Here is a 17,693-nt window from a genome sequence, read left to right on the forward strand (position 1 = left end):
AAGGTGCCGGCCTTTTTTCATGGTGGCGGCCCGGTGTGTCGCAGAGGCGGCGGGCGGCTCGTCAATAATGGCCTCCGGAGGAATCTGCTGTGTCGTCTTCTTTATCTTCGGGTGCGGACTTTGAGCACATGTTCGGGCTGGCGCCGGTGTCACTATGGCTGGAGGACTACAGCGCGCTCAAGCAGCTTTTTGATCAGTGGCGTGCCGAAGGCGTGACCGACATCCGCCAGTTCCTGGCCCAGGACCCGGCCCGCCTGAGGGCCTGCAGTGCCGCACTCAAAGTGCTCAAGGTGAATCAGCGCACGCTGGATCTGTTTGCCGCCGAGAGCCAGCAGATCCTAGAAGCCAACCTGGACAAGGTGTTTCGGGACGACATGCACGACGCGGTGGCGCATGAGCTGTCGCAGTTGTGGGATGGGCAGCTGGAGTTTTCCAACCAGACCGTGAACTACGCGCTCGACGGTCGACGGCTGGATGTGCAGATCCGTGCGCGCATCTTGCCCGGCTATGAGGACAACTGGAGCCGTGTGTTGGTGTCGCTGGAGGATGTGACGGCCACCGTGCGCGCAGGGGCGGAGCTGCGCCGTAGCGAGCGGTACGCTCGCGACCTGTTCGAACATTCGCCCGTGTCCTTGTGGGTGGAGGACTTCAGCGCGGTCAAGAGCCTGCTCGATGGTGTGCGTGCGCAGGGCATCGACGATTTCAAGACATTCATTCGGGTGCATCCCGAGTTCGTGACACGCTGCATGCACGAAATCCGGGTGATTGACGTGAACCAGCAGACCCTGCGCATGTTTGGCGCAGAGAGCAAGGAGATGCTGCTGAACAACATTGGCCGGGTGTTTCGCGGGGAGATGCACGAGTCCTTTGCGGAGCAGTTGCTGGACCTGTGGGAGGGCAAGACCTTCCAGCAGCGCGAAGTGGTCAATTACGCACTGTCTGGCGATGCGGTGCATATCCACATGCAATTCTCGGTGCTGGCCGATCACATGAGCGACTGGGGGCTGGTGCTCCTGTCGCTGGTGGACATCACGGCGCGCAAGAAGGCCGAGGCCTATCTGGAGTACCTGGGCAAGCACGATGTGCTCACGCAGTTGCGCAACCGGGCGTTTTACGCCGAGGAACTCAACCGCCTGACCCGCAAGGGCCCTTGGCCTTTGTCCATCATCGCCATCGACCTCAATGGGCTCAAGGTGGTGAACGACGAGCAGGGCCATGCGGCGGGAGACTCCATGCTGCGCCGCGTTGGCGAGGTCTTGGCCAAGGCTGTGGATGCACCGGCCTGTGCAGCGCGCATTGGCGGCGATGAGTTCACGGTGTTGTTGCCCGGTACGGATGAACGCGGAGCCATGGCCCTGCAGGAACGCATCTTGTCGATGCTCGAACTCAACAACCAGTTCTACCCGGGCCAGCACCTCAGCCTGGCCATGGGAATCGCCTGCTGCCAGTCGGGCGATGCGGTGGAGGCTGCAATCCACCGTGCAGACCAAGCGATGTACGCGGAAAAGAACCGCTACTACCAGCAAAAGAACGTGGACCGGCGGCAGTCCAGCAGTCCTTGATCCGCAGCTGGATCAGAGGTGGACCGGGGTGCGGCCGATCTCGGGCCAGCGATGGTGCAGAAAGATCCACGACAGCATGCCAATGCACAACATCAGCAGCGATGACAGTGCCAGCAAAACCGTGGAATGCATCACCAGCGGCGCAATGAGGCCCGCCACCAGCCCATTGGCCGTCGAACCGACAAACGCCTGCATGGACGAGGCCATGCCTCGCCGCTCGGGGTAGAGGTCCAGTACCAGCAGCGTCACCACGGGCACCATCAGCGCCCAGCCAAAAGAAAAGATCGCAATGGGCGCAAGGGCCCACCAGGCGTGGGCGGTGAACAGGAGGTTGGCGCCCAGGTTCAACACGGCCACCGAAAACATGATGACGAACCCGTGGCGGATCTGGCGCTTGGGCGGAATGCGTCCCGCCAGCCTTCCGCTGAGCCATGCACCGCCCATGATCCCTGAAATGGTGAGCACAAAAAACCAGAAAAACTGTGTCGGTGCCAGCGATAGGTGCTCCCCCAGAAACGCGGGGGCCGACAGCACGTACAGGAACATGCCATTGAAGGGAACGCCGCTGGCCAGTGCCAGCAGCACAAAGCGTGCACTGGTGCCCAGCTGCATGTAGCCCCGCATCAGGTGGCGCACATGAAAGGGCTGGCGCTGCTCCACATGCAGGGTCTCGGGCAGCAGCCGGAAGTTGGCGGTCCAGAGGGCAACGCCTACCAGGGTCAGGAACCAGAAAATGCTGTGCCAACCCGCGTGGACAAACAGCCAGCCACCAATAATGGGTGCAATCGCCGGAGCCACCCCAAAGTAGATGGTCACTTGGCTCATGACCTTCTGGGCCTGTGCCGGGGGAAACATGTCGCGGATCACCGCGCGCGAGACCACGATGCCTGCCCCAGTGGACAAACCTTGCAGCGCGCGGAAAAAGACCAACTGCCCAATTGTTTGTGACAGGGCGCATCCGGCGGAGGCGAGCGTGAACACGGCAATACCCCACAAGATCACGGGCCTGCGCCCGAAGCTGTCCGCCAGCGCGCCATGGAACAGGCTCATGAATGCAAAGCCGAAAAGGTAGGCCGACAGCGTCTGCTGCATCTCCACCGGTGTGGCTCCCAGCGCCGCGGCGATGCCTGAGAACGCGGGGATGTAGGTGTCGATGGAGAAAGGCCCGAGCATGCCCAGCACAGCCAGCAGGATCGCGAGCGCCCAGCGGGGTGCTTTCCAGAGCAGATGGGCTTGAGGATTCATGGATGGAGACCGATGGAGTTGCAGACGCGCGGAAGGACATCACACCGCCGTGCCATTGTGGGATGGCGCGGAGGGCGGATGGATTATGCGGGACGCACTTGGGCGTCTGTGAAAGAGGGCACCGTCGCGCAACCCCCTGGTCACGCCCCCTTCGGCTTCAAGCCAACGCCTTCAGTAGTTGTAGGGAACCCATTCGCCGTTCCCCGAGCGCATCAGGTACTTGCCTTCCATGTTGCGCATCACGATCACATCCGCGTTCTCTGACACAAAGGGGGTAGTGACCGGTGTCGCGAGCCGCTCTGCCAGAGGGCGTGCGGAGTTGGCGTAAGGGTTGTCGCGAATCAGATCGCCCAGCAAGGTGTACAAGCCCAGGTAGCTCATCGGCTGGTTCACGACCAGGGGACCGGGAGGAGGGGATGCCTCTGACGCCTTAATGCCCACCAGCTTCACCGCAGCGGGGACGAGAGTGATACGGGGGCCGGGGATCTCCCGCATGCCCGACATCTGGATCTTGTCTCCGCGCAGCGACGCCCCATGCTCGGGGACCAACATCACGACCACGGGGCGTCCAGATGCCTCCAGCTCAGAGATGAACTTGTCGAAGTCGGCGAGCAGTTGCACCAGGCGGGGCTTGAACGTCTCCAGGCTGTTGCGTGACGCCATGCCCGGTACGCGATTGCCATCGTGCAAGGAGATGGTGTTGTAGTACAGCGCTACCGGTCCGGTACTGCGGTCAGTGCTGCGCTTTTTCCACCACTGCGCCAACAGGGCGTGGTCGTTGTAGATAGGCGAGCCATCAAAATTCTGCATGTGCACGGGTGCCCCCTGGTTGGATTGCAGTTTGCCTGCAAGGCCTCCGCGTTGCTCCAGTGCATGCGCAAACTCTTCATACACCCCGTCGTGGTTGAGCAGCGCGGCGGTTTGGTAGCCCACTTTCTCCAGGTTGGGGAACACATAACATTGCGGATCGATGCCCTCGTACAGCTTGTTGTGCGGTGTTTGTCCGCAGGTGCCGTGCAATACCCGCAGCGAGGCCGGCCCGCTGTAGCTGGCGGCACTGTTGAAGTTCGTGAACAGCACATCAAAGCGCTTGAGGAACGGGTTGTCGCGCTGTCCTACAAAGTCCATGTCATCCCACGACAAGGAGCACACATGCAGCAGGATGATGTCGAATGCCGGGGGCGCATTGGGCGCGGTGAACTGGACGCGCCTTTGGCTTTCGCTGGCGTAAAAGCGTTGCAGCAGAGTGTCTGGCGACGTGTCCTGACTGTCGTTGGGCGCAGCAGCCGAGTTCGATCCATTGGCTGCGGCCATGGTGGCCTGGGACGTGGCTGACTGCTCCTGCAAGGCCGCGACCACCGGAACGCTCAACAACGCCAGCAATGCAAAGGTTCCTGCACGCACCCGCCGGGCCAGTGCCGAATAAAGCACGATACCGGCCAATCCCACCAGCAACATTTCAGGGTTGAAAACCCGCTGGGCGAGTTCCAGCCAGTAGTCTGCGCTGAAACCGCTCAGCGCTTTGAGCTGTGACAGCACGCGCGCCGGGCTGGGGAGGTAGGAGTCGGCATACAGCAGTGCGATGGCTGCCGGTATGGCGATGGCCGTGCGTGCACGTCGCCACCCGTTGTGCGCAATAGGGGGCAGCATGGACGCCCACAGCAGCAGGTTCAGCCACCAGTTCAGGCCGATGTAACCACCGAAGTACAGGCCTACCTTGGCAAGGAAAATCAGGTGCCAGAAGCTCATGCCGACAGCCTTTCTTGCCCGCGCTGCGTGCGAAGGGGCCATCGGCTGCGTGCTGATTCGACCAGCGAAGCCCAGAACTTGCGGTAGCCCAGAACACCCAGCTGCGCGATTTCCTGCAGGCCATGCAAAGGCCGGTCGGTATCGTGGCTGTCGTTCCATTGCGTCCAGGTGTCGGGGCGGGCAAAGGTGCACTGCACCAGGTCGATTTGTTGTTCGCGTGTCATGGGATCAAACTGAAAACCGGTGGCGCTCTGGCCCCTGTGCAGCATCACCGTGGCTGGAAACACGCATTCCAAATCGTTGCGCCACAGTCCTACCTGCACCTTGTCTCCTATGGCCAGCGGTATGCCTTCAGGCAACTGCAGGCCCACGCCGGTCATGGAAAAGTCGATACAAACGGACCGTAGCACTGTCCCATCGTCCAGGTACAAGGTCGCGGGCAATTGCGTGGCCACGCGGTGCATGCGCCGCACCTGGCGGGCCTCGGACGCCACACCCAATGCAGCACCGAGCATGAGGATGCTGTAGACCGTCCACAACAGGTTGAGGAGCACGGTGGCGGTTTCCTCGGTGTTCCAGAAGAACAGGCGCAACAGGCCCATGCCAAAGGCCGCAAAGTTAAGCAGAACCAGGATGGTGTAGGGGCGGGAGATCACCCAGTCGAAATACGGCTCATCCACCAGACCGCCCTTGGCGGTCACATTGAACTTGCCCAAGCGCGGGTTGATCAACGCCACCGTGGTGGGTAGCGCCACATACCAGGCCAATACCGTCTCGTAGACCTCCGCCCAGAAGGTGTGCCGGTGCTCGCCTTGCACGTGCGCATTGGCAATGTTGGACTGCAGGATGTACGGCAGCACGTACAGCGCAATCATGATGGCGCCCGCATTGATGATGTGCCATTCAAAAAACAGGAAGGCCATGGGCGCAGTGAGGAACACCAGCCGCGGCAGCCCGAAGAAGAAGTGCACCATGGCATTGGCGTAGCAGATGCGCTGCCACAGAGTGAGCCCCTTGCCCAGAAAGGGGTTGTCCACGCGAAAGATCTGCGCCATGCCGCGCGCCCAGCGGATGCGTTGGCCCACGTGTGCCGACAGGCTTTCCGTGGCCAGACCGGCAGCCTGCGTCTCGTTGATGTAGGCCGTCGTGTAACCGCGCCGGTGCAGCTTGAGGGCGGTGTGCGCATCCTCGGTCACGGTTTCCACGGCAATGCCGCCCACTTCCAGCAAAGGGCCGCGCCGTATCACCGCGCAGGAGCCGCAGAAGAAGGTGGCGTTCCAGAAATCATTGCCATCCTGGATCAGCCCGTAGAACAGCGCACCCTCGTTGGGGACGCGGCGGAAGGTGCCTAGGTTGCGCTCAAATGGGTCGGGCGAGAAGAAGTGGTGCGGTGTCTGCAGCATCGCGCACTTGGGGTCGCGCTGGAACCAGCCCACGGCCGTGGTCAGGAAGGAGCGTGTGGGGATGTGATCGCAGTCGAAAATGGCAACCAGCTCACCATCGGTCTTTTTGAGCGCGTGGTTCAGGTTGCCAGCCTTAGCGTGGTTGTTGTCGGGCCGCACGATATAGCCCACGCCCATGGATTCGGCGAATGCACGGAATTCCTCGCGCCGTCCGTCGTCCAGGATGAAGACCTTGACCTTGTCTTTGGGCCAGTCCAGTGCCATCGACGCCAGCACTGTGGTGCGCACCACGCTCAACGGCTCGTTGTAGGTGGGGATATACACATCCACCGTGGGCCAGGACGCGGGCGTACCTTGCAGCTCCGCCGGACGGCGGTGCAGGGGCCAGGCCGTTTGTATGAAGCCCAGTACCACCACCAGCCAGGTGTAGGCCTCTGCCGCCAGCAGGCCATAGCCCAGGAAGGACTCGATGACCGAGTCGAATTCAATTGACGAAGTCAGGCGCCACCATGCGTAGCGCCCCATGGCCAGCAGGCTGATGGCTGCAAGCGCCAGCGATGGATAGCGGCCTGGCAGGCGCCGAAGCACCAGGGAAAGCCCCCAGCAGAGCAGCATGAACAACAGTTGCCCAAACCAGTTGAATGGGGTGGTCATGACGACCAGACCAGTGATCGCTCCAATCGCCAGGATCACCCAGCGCAGACCCGGAATCTCCAGGGCTGGTGTGAGCCACTGGTCTGCCAGCTGCATGCCCTTGCCCACGTTGACATGGGTGGCCAGGCGATCCATGGCCTGCAGGAAAAGCCGGATTGGCCAGAAAAGCAGATTCAGTGCGAATGCCACACCCCTCCAGAGCCAGCGCATCGCCCAGCCCAGGCCCACCCATAGACCCCGCACTGGACGCAGCAACCAAGGGCGTAAAGCACGCTGCGGCGAGGGCGGCAGCACAAAGAAGCGCCACAGCCACATCCACCAGGGAGCACCAGGCTCAATCTCCAACCAGACTCGGAGCCATCCCAGCACTTGCTGGGCAGGTGCTTGTACACCCGTTCGCTCAGCGGACGGCGTGGGCGTCGTGATGCTGGACGGGGCCTGGTCCGTCATGGTGCCGCCACTTCTGCCGCGGGCAAAGACGGAGCCTGCACAGGGGACACTGCCGACAACCAATGGAAAATGCCCTGTAGATCGTGTGCCGACTGTGCGTGGGGGGCCATGCTGTTCACGGACTGCGATGCCGCCAGCGCACGCGAGAGGTTCTCGTCTTCGTGCACCGTGTACGGTAGTAACTGGCTTCCCCACTGCTGGCGCAGAGTGGTGAGTGCTTCCCGGTGTGAGGCGCGGCGCGGGTCGAAACGTGTGACTGCGATGCCCTGCGCTTTGGGCGCTGCTGGCGATGCCTGCAGCATGGCGCGTACGGTGTCCATGCTGGCACATCCGCGTGCAGACGCTTCCATGGCCACCAACACTGCATCCGCGCAGCGCAGCGCTGCCTGGGCCAGTGGCGAAGGCCATTGCGGTGTATCCAGCAGCACCGTGCAATCCTCCGGGATATCGAGCAGTGCCAACTGGTCTTGCAGCCACTGCGGGTTGGCCGCCAGCAGTTGGTGGAGTGTGGTGATGGTGTCCGGCGCCGCCGGGCCAAAGGGGAGAACGCCGACGCCGTCGGTGTTGTCAAAGCTGCCATCCGCCCACCATGAGCCCGTGGCCGCAAGTGCTGCCCACCCCTGGCTGGCGGGGTGTGGCATCCCCAGGTGCATGCCCAGCAGATTCTGGGCGCAGAGCTCTATGGCCAAGATGGACTGACCTTGCCGGGCACCTAGTGATGCCAGGTGTGCAACCAGGGTGGTACGCCCGGACCCGCCGAGGGGCGAAACAACAGCAATCACGCGCATGCAAACTCTTTGTTCATGGGGCCTTGTTCACCCCGTCTTGCGGAGGAACAGGGGGTTCTTTGGGCAGAAGGACAGGGCGGTAGGGCTGCACACAGCGCAGCGGCTGGCGCGCCTGCAGCATGCGGCGCAGCAGCCTGGAACAGGGCCAGGCCAGCAAGGCGCCCAGCAGCACGTAAACGAGCATCCACGCATTGCTCATGCTGAAGCCATCCCGAGTGCACGTGGCACGGCGCGCCGTCCGATGGGGTGAGGTCGCACTTGCGGGCTCGCCGCAACTCGCGGCTGGGCGCTGGGTTGCGGGTCTTCCATAGGGTTGTGCTGGGGCAATGCCGGCGTTGCCTTCGGCGCCTGCGCCTTGGGTGTAGCGGAACTGTTCACAAGGACGGCCGCCGGTGGAGCGCTGGCGTCGGCCAACAGGGCGCTGTAGTCAGGCACCCCTTTGCGCAGGGTCTCCTGCAATTGGTCGGTCATGGCGCGTATGCCGGGTGCGGAGCAATCTGTGGCCTGTGAGGTGAACAACTGGGTCAGTGGGAGCGCAAACACACGCTGCAGGGCCAGCTCCACATCGGGCTCCCGGCAGGCAAAAAGGAACACGTAGATTGCTTCGTGGTCGGCCGTGAACAGGTCTCCATCGCGAGAGGTGTGGCAGGCACGCAAGGCATCGATGTGCGGCATCTGGTCCAGCATGCTTAGCCGCACCATGCTGTGCGACAGACCGATGTCATGGGTGCGGTCCAGCATCCCCCGTACCAGCGTACAGAACCGTGCCGGGGCCTGGTAGCCCCGCTCGCGGGGCGGCATGAAGCTGTCGAGCGCCTGCGCGTAGTCGGGGTGCACTTTGCGGGTGTGGCTCTGGGCATTGATGTCCTGCAGCAGTTGCAGCAGGCGCGAGAACCCCACCTCTCTGTAGACCACCACGCTGGCGCCCAGTTGGAGCAGTGCCTGTTCGCTGTGGGTGCGCAACTTGCCCAGGTTCTCGCGCACCACGATCTTGAGCGTGGGAGGGCGCGAGAGGCGCAAGTGGTGCACCAGGCGTGCGCGGGACTCGAAATCGCTTGCAGAGCCCGCATCGATCAGCACCGTGGATGCCACGCAGGTGGCGGCAGCCACTTCGATGTCCTCCAGCCCGTCGAAGATGCGCCAGTGGCCGGGGATCCCGCGCTGCCCCTCCACTGATGCCCGGGTGGCCAGCACACTCCATTGGTCGGCTGCACTCACCAGCTCGGGGGTGGCGCCCTGGGTGCGCGTGCCGTCGGCAGCCAGCCGGTGGGTGCTGGCGTCCTGCACCAGGCCAAAACCGGTCTGAAAGAGCGCCCCGGTGTCCGAACTCCAGCGGTCCAGGCTCAGGCGCCAGCGGTCTGCGTCGGCATGCAACGTGGCAATGTGCATGGACATCCGGCACAGGTTGCGTAGCGTTGGTAAAAGGGCGCTGGTGTCCAGTGGCGGGGTGAATCCGAGCACCACCGGGCGAGGCCGTTGGCGGCACAGTGTGCTGAGCTGGTCACTGACCCGGGCGAGTTGCGCCACGTTGAGCCCAGACAGCAGGTGCTGTGCGTCGTACAGATATAGCGCGTGCTGTGGTGGCAGGCCGGTGCGTTCAAGCTCCTGAAGCAACGCACTGAGGCCGTTGCGCCGGACTTGCGCGTGCAATCCCGGTGAAAGTGTCCAGAGCCTCAGCCGACCCGCTTGGTAGGCGGCTTGTACTGCAGGGCGCTTCAGCAACTCGTCCAGCCACTGCGTGCCGGATGCGACCAGCCCCAAAGGGCCTGCTGCCAGGGCGTCTTCAATGAGTGCTGGGAACCATGCCGCAGCGCTGCTGCTGTCGGCGGCAATGAGGGATACGGGTACATGGGCTGGCAGTTGGCCGATGCCGTCCGGCAGCCCTGCAATGCCGATGTTAGTCGGTCGCAGCGCGTTGCCGGCTGCCCCCTTGGAGGGCCAAAGGCGTGTGGCGAGCGAACGCAGCACACCGCTGGCGGGTGGGCTCTTGCTTGGGGATGAAGCGGCAGAGGACATGTCAGAAGCTGGAATAGGTCTGCACCGGACGGGGGCGGTTGTCCAGCGGAGCGTTCCCGGGCTCAAAGCGGTAGCGGCCGTACACCATGAAATTGGTGGGCGCGTAGTAGGCCGAACGATCCAGCTCCAACTGTGCACCCAGTGCGAGGTGGGGGGTGACCTGGTACTCCAGTGCGCCCCTGAATGAGCGACCGAAACCCGAGCCCGAACTGCCCGCATACACCGGAACGCCACCGTCGGCCGCCAGCCTGGCACGCGCCAGAGACTGCAGGAGTGCGCTCTGCGGAAAATAGTCGCTGTCGCCACTGCTACTGCGCGAGACGGACACAGACCCGCGCGCGAGCCACGTGAGTGGGCCACGGCGTCCGCTCCACTCCAGTGGCAGGGTGACGGACACGTAGTTGCGCGGGCTGTAGTAGCCCCCGTGCCCGAAGCTGTACTCGGACAGGTCTTTGCCATAGCGCCAGGCCGACACGGCAACCCCGAGGTTGACCACCCCGTCCGCATGACGCCATACGTCGCGGTCCAGGGCCCATCGCAGTTGCATGCGGGTGTTGGTCGCCACGTTCTTGCCGGTGAGCGCGGCCAGGCTGAGGCTCAGCGAAGTGCTGTAGGGGCCCATGTCGGTGGAGAGGCGGCCTGCAGCGCCCGTCGCCACCACGCCGCCCCATACCTGGCCTGTGATGGGGTCGCGTGCCCCTGCGTACGACAGCAGGCTGCCGGTGATGGGGCGCCGATACGCTTCGAGCTTGTAGCTGTAGCGGCCGATATCGCCGGTCTTGGACAGTCCCCCGACGACATTGGTCACCGGAAAACCCACCCCGGTGGTTCCGATGTCCCACTGGATGTCGTCGCCTACGTAGCCGAGCCCCAGGTTGGTGCCCTGGCCGCGTTGGCGTCGCTCGGTGGCAAAGGGCGACCCGGGCGGTAGAGCAGCCACCTGCCCGTAGGTGAGCAGGTCCGGACCGTCAGTGGGAAGATCGCCCGCATCCAACTGCACCCGATCCACGTGCAGGAAGTAGTGCCCGTCGTAGCCACGCGGCATCCACGCCACCACAGGTCGCTCCCAGCCGTGCAGGCTGGAGATGCCGTCGGTGGAGCGCTTGCTCAGTGCCTGGTGTCCCACTTCGATACGCGGCTGGCGCCGTGCCTCGATCGCGTCGATCTCGCCCTGGATCTTGGCAACGACTGCAGGGTCGGCGGGTACGGACAGTGTGTAACTCTGCTGGAGAGTCAGTGGTCGGTCGGAATCAGCCGGCACCTGGGCCTGGCTGTCTGGGGCCGTTGCATCAGGGGCGTTGGTCTTTCCGTGCGTCTCCAGCATGAGCGCACTGCGGAAGAACACCATGGCCTGTGCGTAGTTGCGGTTGGCCCGCTCCAGGCGCGCTGCATGCAGCAGCACGTCACTGTCCTGAGGAAAACCGTCCAGCAAACGGGTCGCCAATGCCCGTGCCTCGTCCATGCGGTCAATGCGTTGCCAGATGCGTAGCAGTGCCAGTTGCTGCCCCACATCGCTCGGAGGGATGCGGTCTTTCAACCAGTCGGCCTCATTGGCCGCAGCCCGCCGGTCTCCGGTGTCCTGCAGTCGTGACAGGGTGTCCGCCAGCGCCATGCGCACAGACAGATCATCCGGTTGTGCGGATGCCAAAGGCTTGAGCAACTGGGCGGCATCGGCATATTCGGCCGCAGCCATGAGCAACCGGGCCTGGGCCAGGCTGCGTTGGCGTGGTGTCGAGAGTGTGTCCGGCAGTGGCGTCGCCTGGCGTGCCAGGCGCGAGGCTTCGTTGGCACGTCCGGCCTGCCGCTGCTTCTCGATGAGCCGTTCCTGGTGCGCTGCATACAGCGCTACCAGCCGGTCTTCCTGCTCCGCGCTCCAGCCCTTGGCTTGCAGCAGACGAGGCAATTGCTCGGCCAGGCCGGCATCGTCCTCCGCCCGGTTGAGCAGCTGTGCGTAGTCCAGCTGCGTGTCTGGCGCCAGCGTGGGAACACGCGCTGCCAGGCGATGAAAGACTGCCACGCCCCGCGCCGGCTGCGCACGGCGAAACCAGGCATTGGCAACGCTGTAGAGCAGGTCTGCCTCATTGCCTGCTGTCCGTTCCGCTTGCTGTAGCAGTGCCTCGACTTCAGCTGCCGGCAGGGGTTTCAGGGCCTGCGTGACGAGCGACTTAACCTGGGAGCGCCGCACCAGCGCGCGCATGGCGTCCGTTTGATCGGTGGAGGGTATCCGCTGCATGTCTGCAAGGGCAGCGGTGTCATCGTCCAAGGCCGAACGTATCAGGGCGCGGGCATACAACATCTCGGCACCGATGGTGCCGGACTGAATACGTGCCACGCCCTCATCCATGGCGTGCAGCGCTTCCTGGGGGCGGCCCAGGCGCAAGTAAACACGTGCGAGGCGGTGCCGTAACCACGCATCGTCAGGGGTCAGTACCACGGCAGACTCCAGCGCACGCAGTGCGGGGCTCAGGCGCTGGGCCTGCAGGTCGTCCTCTGCCTGGGCCACCAGCACGTCCGCCTGGGCACTGGCGAGTTTTTCGGCGAGTGCGGTGTCACGTGCAGCGGCCTCTGCCAGCAGGGACTGCGCTTTGGTCACCCGCCCGGTGCGGGCATAGAGACTTGCCAGGCCTTTGATGGCGGAGGTGCTGTTGGGCTCCTGTTGGAGGGCCTGTTGGTAGAAATTCTCTGCCAGCGCATGGTCACCCTGCAGGTCACGAATGCTCGCCAGGGTGGTCAATGCGTCAGCACTTTGGGGCTGCATCTGCAGTGCGCGTTCGGCCAAGCTGGCAGCGGTGACGAGTTCGTTCTGCTCGACAGCTCGGTCGGCCTGTCGCAGCAGTCCCCAGAATCTGGCGGTAGCCTGCAGGTCCTTCCAGCGGCCCTGGCGTGTGAGCGCATAGGCCTGGCTGAAGAGGTCCTGCGCCTGGGCATGCTGGCCCTGGCGCAGGCGGATCAACCCCAAGTTCCCCAGGCTCTCTCCGTCCTGGGGGCGCAAGGCCAGCGTCGCCTGGATCTGCTCTTCCGCCAGCTCCATATCGCCCTGGTCCAGTGCCGTGCGCGCTGCCTGACGGGCGATGTTGGCCGGGTCGCGGGCCGCGCGCTCTGCGCGTTCGACCGCCTGTTGCATGGCGGCCAGTCGCTCCACCATGGCGCTGTCAGCCGGATAGCGCTGCAGAAATGCGCGCACGCGGGGCAGGTTGGCGGGTGTGTTGGTCAGCCGGTCCAGGGCGCGGCGCCAGAGGTCTTGCAGCTGCTGGGCATTGGTATCGGGCTGCTTTGCCAGGGCCTCGATCTCCTGCACCACGGCCGTTGGGTTGCCACCCTGGTACATCCGCAGCTCCAGCTGTGCCAGCCGGTAGCGGGACTCCCCGGTCTGCTGGTACAGCTTGGCCAGCTGGCGCTGGGATTCGGTGCTCTGCTTGGCGGTGGAGCCCATGATTTGGTGGTACTCCAGCGCCAGTCCGCCGAGCGTGGGCGGGCCTTGCGGGAACAGCTCGCGCGCCAGGTCGGCGGCCTCGGCCTTGCGGCCTGCGCGTGCCATCAGGCGCATCTGGGCGAGTTTTTCCCGGTCGGGGCCATACACGCGCACCAGAGTTTCCAGTTCCTGGGTCAGCACATGGCTGGGGTGGCGGGCACGCAAGGTGGCCAGAGCGCGTTGGGCCTCATCGGTTTTCTTCTCGCGCAGAGCCAGGTCGCCCAGCGTTGCCAGCCCCTCAGGAGAGTTCGGGTCCATGGCCAGCAGTTTGTCCACCAGCTGGCGGGCCATGTCCGGCCGGTTCTTGCTGGCCCACAGGCGGGCGCCGCTGAGCAGCTCCGCTTCGATAGCGGGTGGGGTGCTGGCATGCACGCCGTGCTGCCCAGGCAGGCAGGCGGCGGCAAGCAGGGTCAGTGAGGGCAGCCAGCGGCGTGTACGGCGTTTCACGGTTTCCATCGCACAGTGAGTTGGCCGTTGGCGGTGAAGCGATAGTGCCCCTCCATCGCGCCCAGCCCAAACAGGCCGAGGACCTGCTCGTAGTAGGCCGTGGGGCGCAAGGGGCGGGCCTCTAGGCGCATGCGCTGCGATTGCAGGGCGCGATCATCCCCCACCGCGCGCAAAAACGGCAGGACTGCCGCCGAGAACCCGGACGGAGCGGGGCCCGAGGCCTGCGCCGTCAGGATGTCGATGGATTCCGGCGGGTATCCCTGCTCCCGCACAAAGCGGGCCATCGGCTGCAGGGTCTCCAGCAGGGCCTTGCGCCCGGGGGAGTTGGCGTGCAAGGTGCCCGCCCACAGATAGACGCGGATGGCGTTGTAGCTGCCCTGGCCTTTTTCCTTGCCCTTCTCGTCCACCAGAAAGCCCTGCTTGGCGTCGTACACGGTCCAGTCCGGCGTGAAGCCCTTGGGCGACGCGCCCTGGATGACCTTGAGCGAACTGTCCACCAGTTGCTTCCATTCGGGTTGCGGGTCCACTTCTGCCAGCCAGTGCATCAGGTGCATGGGCATGTAGCTGGGGTTCAGGCGCCAGCGCCCGTTCCCCTGCGTAAAGCCTTGGGGGGCTGGCAGAAGGGTCAGTCCCAGGCCGGGCAGTTGCGCGGTTTCTTCACGCAGGATGCGGGCTGCCAGCAAGGCCGAGAGTGCCCGGTAGCTGCGCACATTCCACAGGCGGCCAGCTTCGCCCAGTGCGTAGGCAATCCAGAGGTCGGCATCAGAAGCGGCGTTGCTGTCGATGACCCCCCAAGAGCCATCGGGGCGTTTGCCCCACAGCCAGGCCGGGAGGCGGGCGGTCATGTCGCCGTCGCACAGGTTGTTTTCCGTCCAGCGCAGCAGCTTGTCGAAGGCGGCGCGGTCGTTGGCCACCAGGGCAAAAAACAAGGCATAAGCCTGGCCCTCGGAGTACGTCTGCCCTCCCCCCGCATCGTCTGAGACGACGCGGCCGCCTTCGTTGATGAACTGGGCCTTGAAGGCCTCCCAGGCGGGCCATCCGGAGCGTTCTGCTGCGGATTGGGGTTGCGCGCGGAGACTTGGCAGCCAGGACAGCAGCGCGGCACCGCCGCCAGCCTGCAGGGCCGTGCGCCGACGGAGGGAATCAGTCATGCTGGGAGGCCAGTCTGCGGCGCGCCATGGTGCGCAAGGCGCCATAAACGATGAAGGTCAGCAGAAGGCCGGTCGCGATGCCCGCCAGCGCCAGCAGCAGGGGGTGGCTGTGCAGATGGAACCACAGGCGTTGCCACCACGGCAGGTCGCCCACGTAATACACCGGCTTGATGCGGAAGCTTTCGATGGCGTCGCCGCGCATCAGTCCCAGATCGCCGCGCAGGCTCTTGATCTTGCCCGCGTCGTTCAGGCTCTGGCTCAGCAGCCCCATGGCTTCCTTGTCGGTGGCGGTAAGTGCCACCACACTGCGCCCGCTGTGCAAAGGCGATTCAAAGCCGGTGACGGCGGCCAGCGGCCCTGTGCCTTGCAACACGGCTTGCCCGCCGGACGCGGAGAGGCGGTGCTCGGACTCCAGGTTGAACAGTTCGATGAACGATCCCAGGGCCCGCTCCAAGGGCTGGACGGACCGCGCGCCAGCGGCCAGCAGCGCCGGCAGATGGTTCTTCCATTGCTCCAGCAAACCATCGGCGTCGGCCTGCGACACGATCAGGATGTCTGTGTCGCCAGCCTTGTTGGCATCTGCGGCGCGCAGCAGCTGAAAGCGGGTACCGGGATAGCCGGTCGATGCACTCATGCGGCCCACGGAGGTCAGGAAGACCTCGATGTCTGCGGTGCTGGGCTGGTTGGGCAGGATGATGGAGGTCTGGGCCAGGTCCGGCACGCGGGTGAATGGGAAGCCACTGTTGGCATAGGCCGCCAGATTGGGCATGGCCAGGTAGTGGCGAAAACCCGTGAGGTCGATGGTGGACTGTGGATCGATGGCCGCAAACAGTTCGGTCGGCGGCGCGGACTTGCACCGGCCCAGGTCGTTGGGCGGTATCTGGAACGCGAACTGCAACTGGTTGTCGCCACCGATCATGAAAGCCGGAATCTTGAGGTCCGAACGGTTCTGGGCATTCCCATCGTCGAACAGGGGCAGCATCACCGTGTTCTTGCCGCTGGTGCGGTCGTCTCGCGACTGCAGCGGATAGGACTGGATGAACTGGTTGTTGATGGAGATGTTCAGGCTGCCATGGTCCGAGACGCTGCTGGGGGTGTAGCGGTAGGCGAGGTCCAGCGGCACGCCCTTGGCGTTCCAGGTGAACAGGTCTGGGGCCATGCGGGTGTAGATGTTCACCGTGTCATTGAGCACCGAGCCGCGCAGTTGAAGATCCGAAGGACTGCCCACCAGCTCGGCCAGCTTCACGGGCCGCTGGGTGGTGATCCAGCGGGGGGCGTCATAGGGCTTGGTCAACGCGGGATAGTCCAGCGATTTCACGGCAATGGTTTGCCCGGACAAAACCGCTTTCCCCAGGGCCAGGGCGTCGGCCGCCATCTGCAGCTGGGCGTCGTCCTTGCCCAGCACCAGCAGCAGTTTGGCGCCTGGTACTTCGGGGTGGTTGACCACCGAGATCGTGGGTTCGGTCACGGGTGCCATGTCCTGCAGGAAGGCGGGACGTTGGCTGTTGGTGGCCAGCACCACGGCGTGCGAGCGGGGGAGCTGGTTTTCCAGCACCGGGAACTGGTTGCCTCGGTAGCCTGCGAGCATGCCGATCCAGCTGGCGATGGAGCCAGACGCCTTGAGCGTGCCGGTGCTGGGCTGGCTACCGAACACAAACGGCAGCTTGACGGGGCGGTTGTCCCGGGGGTCGAAGAACGGTGCCGGCAGCAGCGCGAGGTCGTTGCGCAGAGGGATCTGCCGCAGAGAAAGCTCCAACTGGCTATCGTTGCTGATGGTGGCCCACAGGCTGGAATGGGTGGGCGTTTCACATTCCATCGTGTAGTGGCCGATGAACTGGAAGCGGAACCGGTTGTAGTCCGTGAAATAGCGGGGGTCGATGTTCAGCTCGACCGTTTGTGGGGTGCCCAGGCGCTCCTTGTCCAGCACCACCGTCTGCAAGGTTTCGTCGTTGAGCATCAGCTTGAGATGCGACAGCGACGGAATCAGCGCGGGTGACAGCGTGAAGGTCAGGCGCAGCTTGGCAGCTTCGACGATTTCGTCGCGCCGTACACCCACCCCCACGCTGGCTTCGCTCTCCACGCCGCGCAAGGCGATGGGGCGCCCCACGCCCAGCTCCTTGAGGCTGACCTTCCACTGCCGCGCAGGCAACGCCGCGTTGGGGGCGGACGGACTTGCCCCGCTCGTGTTGTCAGTAGCCTGCGCTGCGCGGTCTGCCTCGCGTTCCTGGCGGGCCATCGCCTTCTCCTTGGCCGCGGCGTTGCGGGCCTTGCTGGTCTGGGCCTTGGCTTCAGGGGTGGGGGCGGAGATCAGCCCGGCAGTGATCAGCGCAATCAAAAGGGGGAGTGCGCGGGTAGCGGAAGTGGATTTCACAGTGTTCTTTTTGCTGGCTCGTACCTGGTGGATGGGGTGCGTTGGACCCATGCCGGGGCGGTGTCACTTGTATGACAAAGTGTATCGAGGAGGCAGTGCGCGGCGGCTTCGCAAGACAGTTGTTTGCAATTGCGGGGCCGACAGCGTTGCTGCTTCACAGCAGCAAATACGCGAAGAGTGGTTGCCTGGATTCATGGTTCGAAAAAACGGTGCGCGACTGCTGCACTGTTCGGGGCCCGTGACATGGTGTTGTATGTCCATGGCCAGCGAACAGCAAGAAGCTCACGCGGTGGTTCTTGCAAAGACACATCCGTTGCCGCCCGTGGAGGGCGGACACCGGGGCCGTAGGCCCCAGGCGGCCAGACGATGATGCTGCCGGCGGATG

The 17,693-nt window shown here is 64.3% G+C and carries 10 protein-coding genes; 1 reads left to right on the forward strand and 9 read right to left on the reverse strand.

Annotation, left to right across the window (positions count from 1 at the left end; translation table 11 throughout):
* Nucleotides 1–89: 89 nt before the first annotated feature.
* Nucleotides 90–1,562, forward strand: a complete 1,473-nt coding sequence (locus ACOYR4_RS06610) for a sensor domain-containing diguanylate cyclase (protein WP_422849019.1) — start codon at nt 90–92, stop codon at nt 1,560–1,562.
* A 12-nt stretch (nt 1,563–1,574) separates the two neighbouring features.
* Here the strand turns inward: ACOYR4_RS06610 and ACOYR4_RS06615 are convergent, their stop codons facing one another.
* From ACOYR4_RS06615 to bcsB, 9 genes are all read right to left on the reverse strand, one after another.
* Entirely contained in the window at nt 1,575–2,807 is a 1,233-nt protein-coding gene (locus tag ACOYR4_RS06615) for a multidrug effflux MFS transporter (RefSeq protein WP_422849020.1), read from the reverse strand.
* Nucleotides 2,808–2,978: 171 nt separating this feature from the next.
* Entirely contained in the window at nt 2,979–4,556 is a 1,578-nt protein-coding gene (bcsG, locus tag ACOYR4_RS06620) for a cellulose biosynthesis protein BcsG (RefSeq protein ID WP_422849021.1), read from the reverse strand.
* Nucleotides 4,553–6,748 (reverse strand): UDP-forming cellulose synthase catalytic subunit, encoded by a 2,196-nt coding sequence (gene bcsA / locus ACOYR4_RS06625; protein WP_422849022.1) that lies wholly within the window; start codon nt 6,746–6,748, stop codon nt 4,553–4,555. Before bcsA ends, bcsG begins: the two co-directional genes overlap by 4 nt.
* Nucleotides 6,749–7,059: 311 nt before the next feature.
* Nucleotides 7,060–7,851, reverse strand: coding sequence for a cellulose biosynthesis protein BcsQ (gene bcsQ / locus ACOYR4_RS06630; RefSeq protein ID WP_422849023.1), 792 nt, complete (start codon nt 7,849–7,851; stop codon nt 7,060–7,062).
* Nucleotides 7,852–7,864: 13 nt separating this feature from the next.
* Nucleotides 7,865–8,050, reverse strand: coding sequence for a hypothetical protein (locus ACOYR4_RS06635; protein WP_343735213.1), 186 nt, complete (start codon nt 8,048–8,050; stop codon nt 7,865–7,867).
* A complete protein-coding gene (gene bcsE, locus ACOYR4_RS06640) occupies nt 8,047–9,867 on the reverse strand; it encodes a cellulose biosynthesis protein BcsE (RefSeq protein WP_422849024.1) in 1,821 nt (606 codons plus the stop codon). The genes ACOYR4_RS06635 and bcsE overlap by 4 nt, the downstream gene beginning before the upstream one ends.
* Before the next feature lies 1 nt (nt 9,868).
* Complete coding sequence (locus tag ACOYR4_RS06645) at nt 9,869–13,786, reverse strand: cellulose synthase subunit BcsC-related outer membrane protein (protein WP_422849025.1); 3,918 nt, start codon at nt 13,784–13,786, stop codon at nt 9,869–9,871.
* A complete protein-coding gene (bcsZ, locus tag ACOYR4_RS06650; RefSeq protein ID WP_422849026.1) occupies nt 13,783–14,937 on the reverse strand; it encodes a cellulose synthase complex periplasmic endoglucanase BcsZ in 1,155 nt (384 codons plus the stop codon). The genes ACOYR4_RS06645 and bcsZ overlap by 4 nt, the downstream gene beginning before the upstream one ends.
* Nucleotides 14,930–17,308 (reverse strand): cellulose biosynthesis cyclic di-GMP-binding regulatory protein BcsB, encoded by a 2,379-nt coding sequence (bcsB, locus tag ACOYR4_RS06655; protein ID WP_422849027.1) that lies wholly within the window; start codon nt 17,306–17,308, stop codon nt 14,930–14,932. The genes bcsZ and bcsB overlap by 8 nt, the downstream gene beginning before the upstream one ends.
* Nucleotides 17,309–17,693 lie beyond the last annotated feature (385 nt).

This window comes from Acidovorax sp. M14 (assembly GCF_049331375.1).
In the GTDB taxonomy this organism is placed as follows: domain Bacteria; phylum Pseudomonadota; class Gammaproteobacteria; order Burkholderiales; family Burkholderiaceae_C; genus Acidovorax.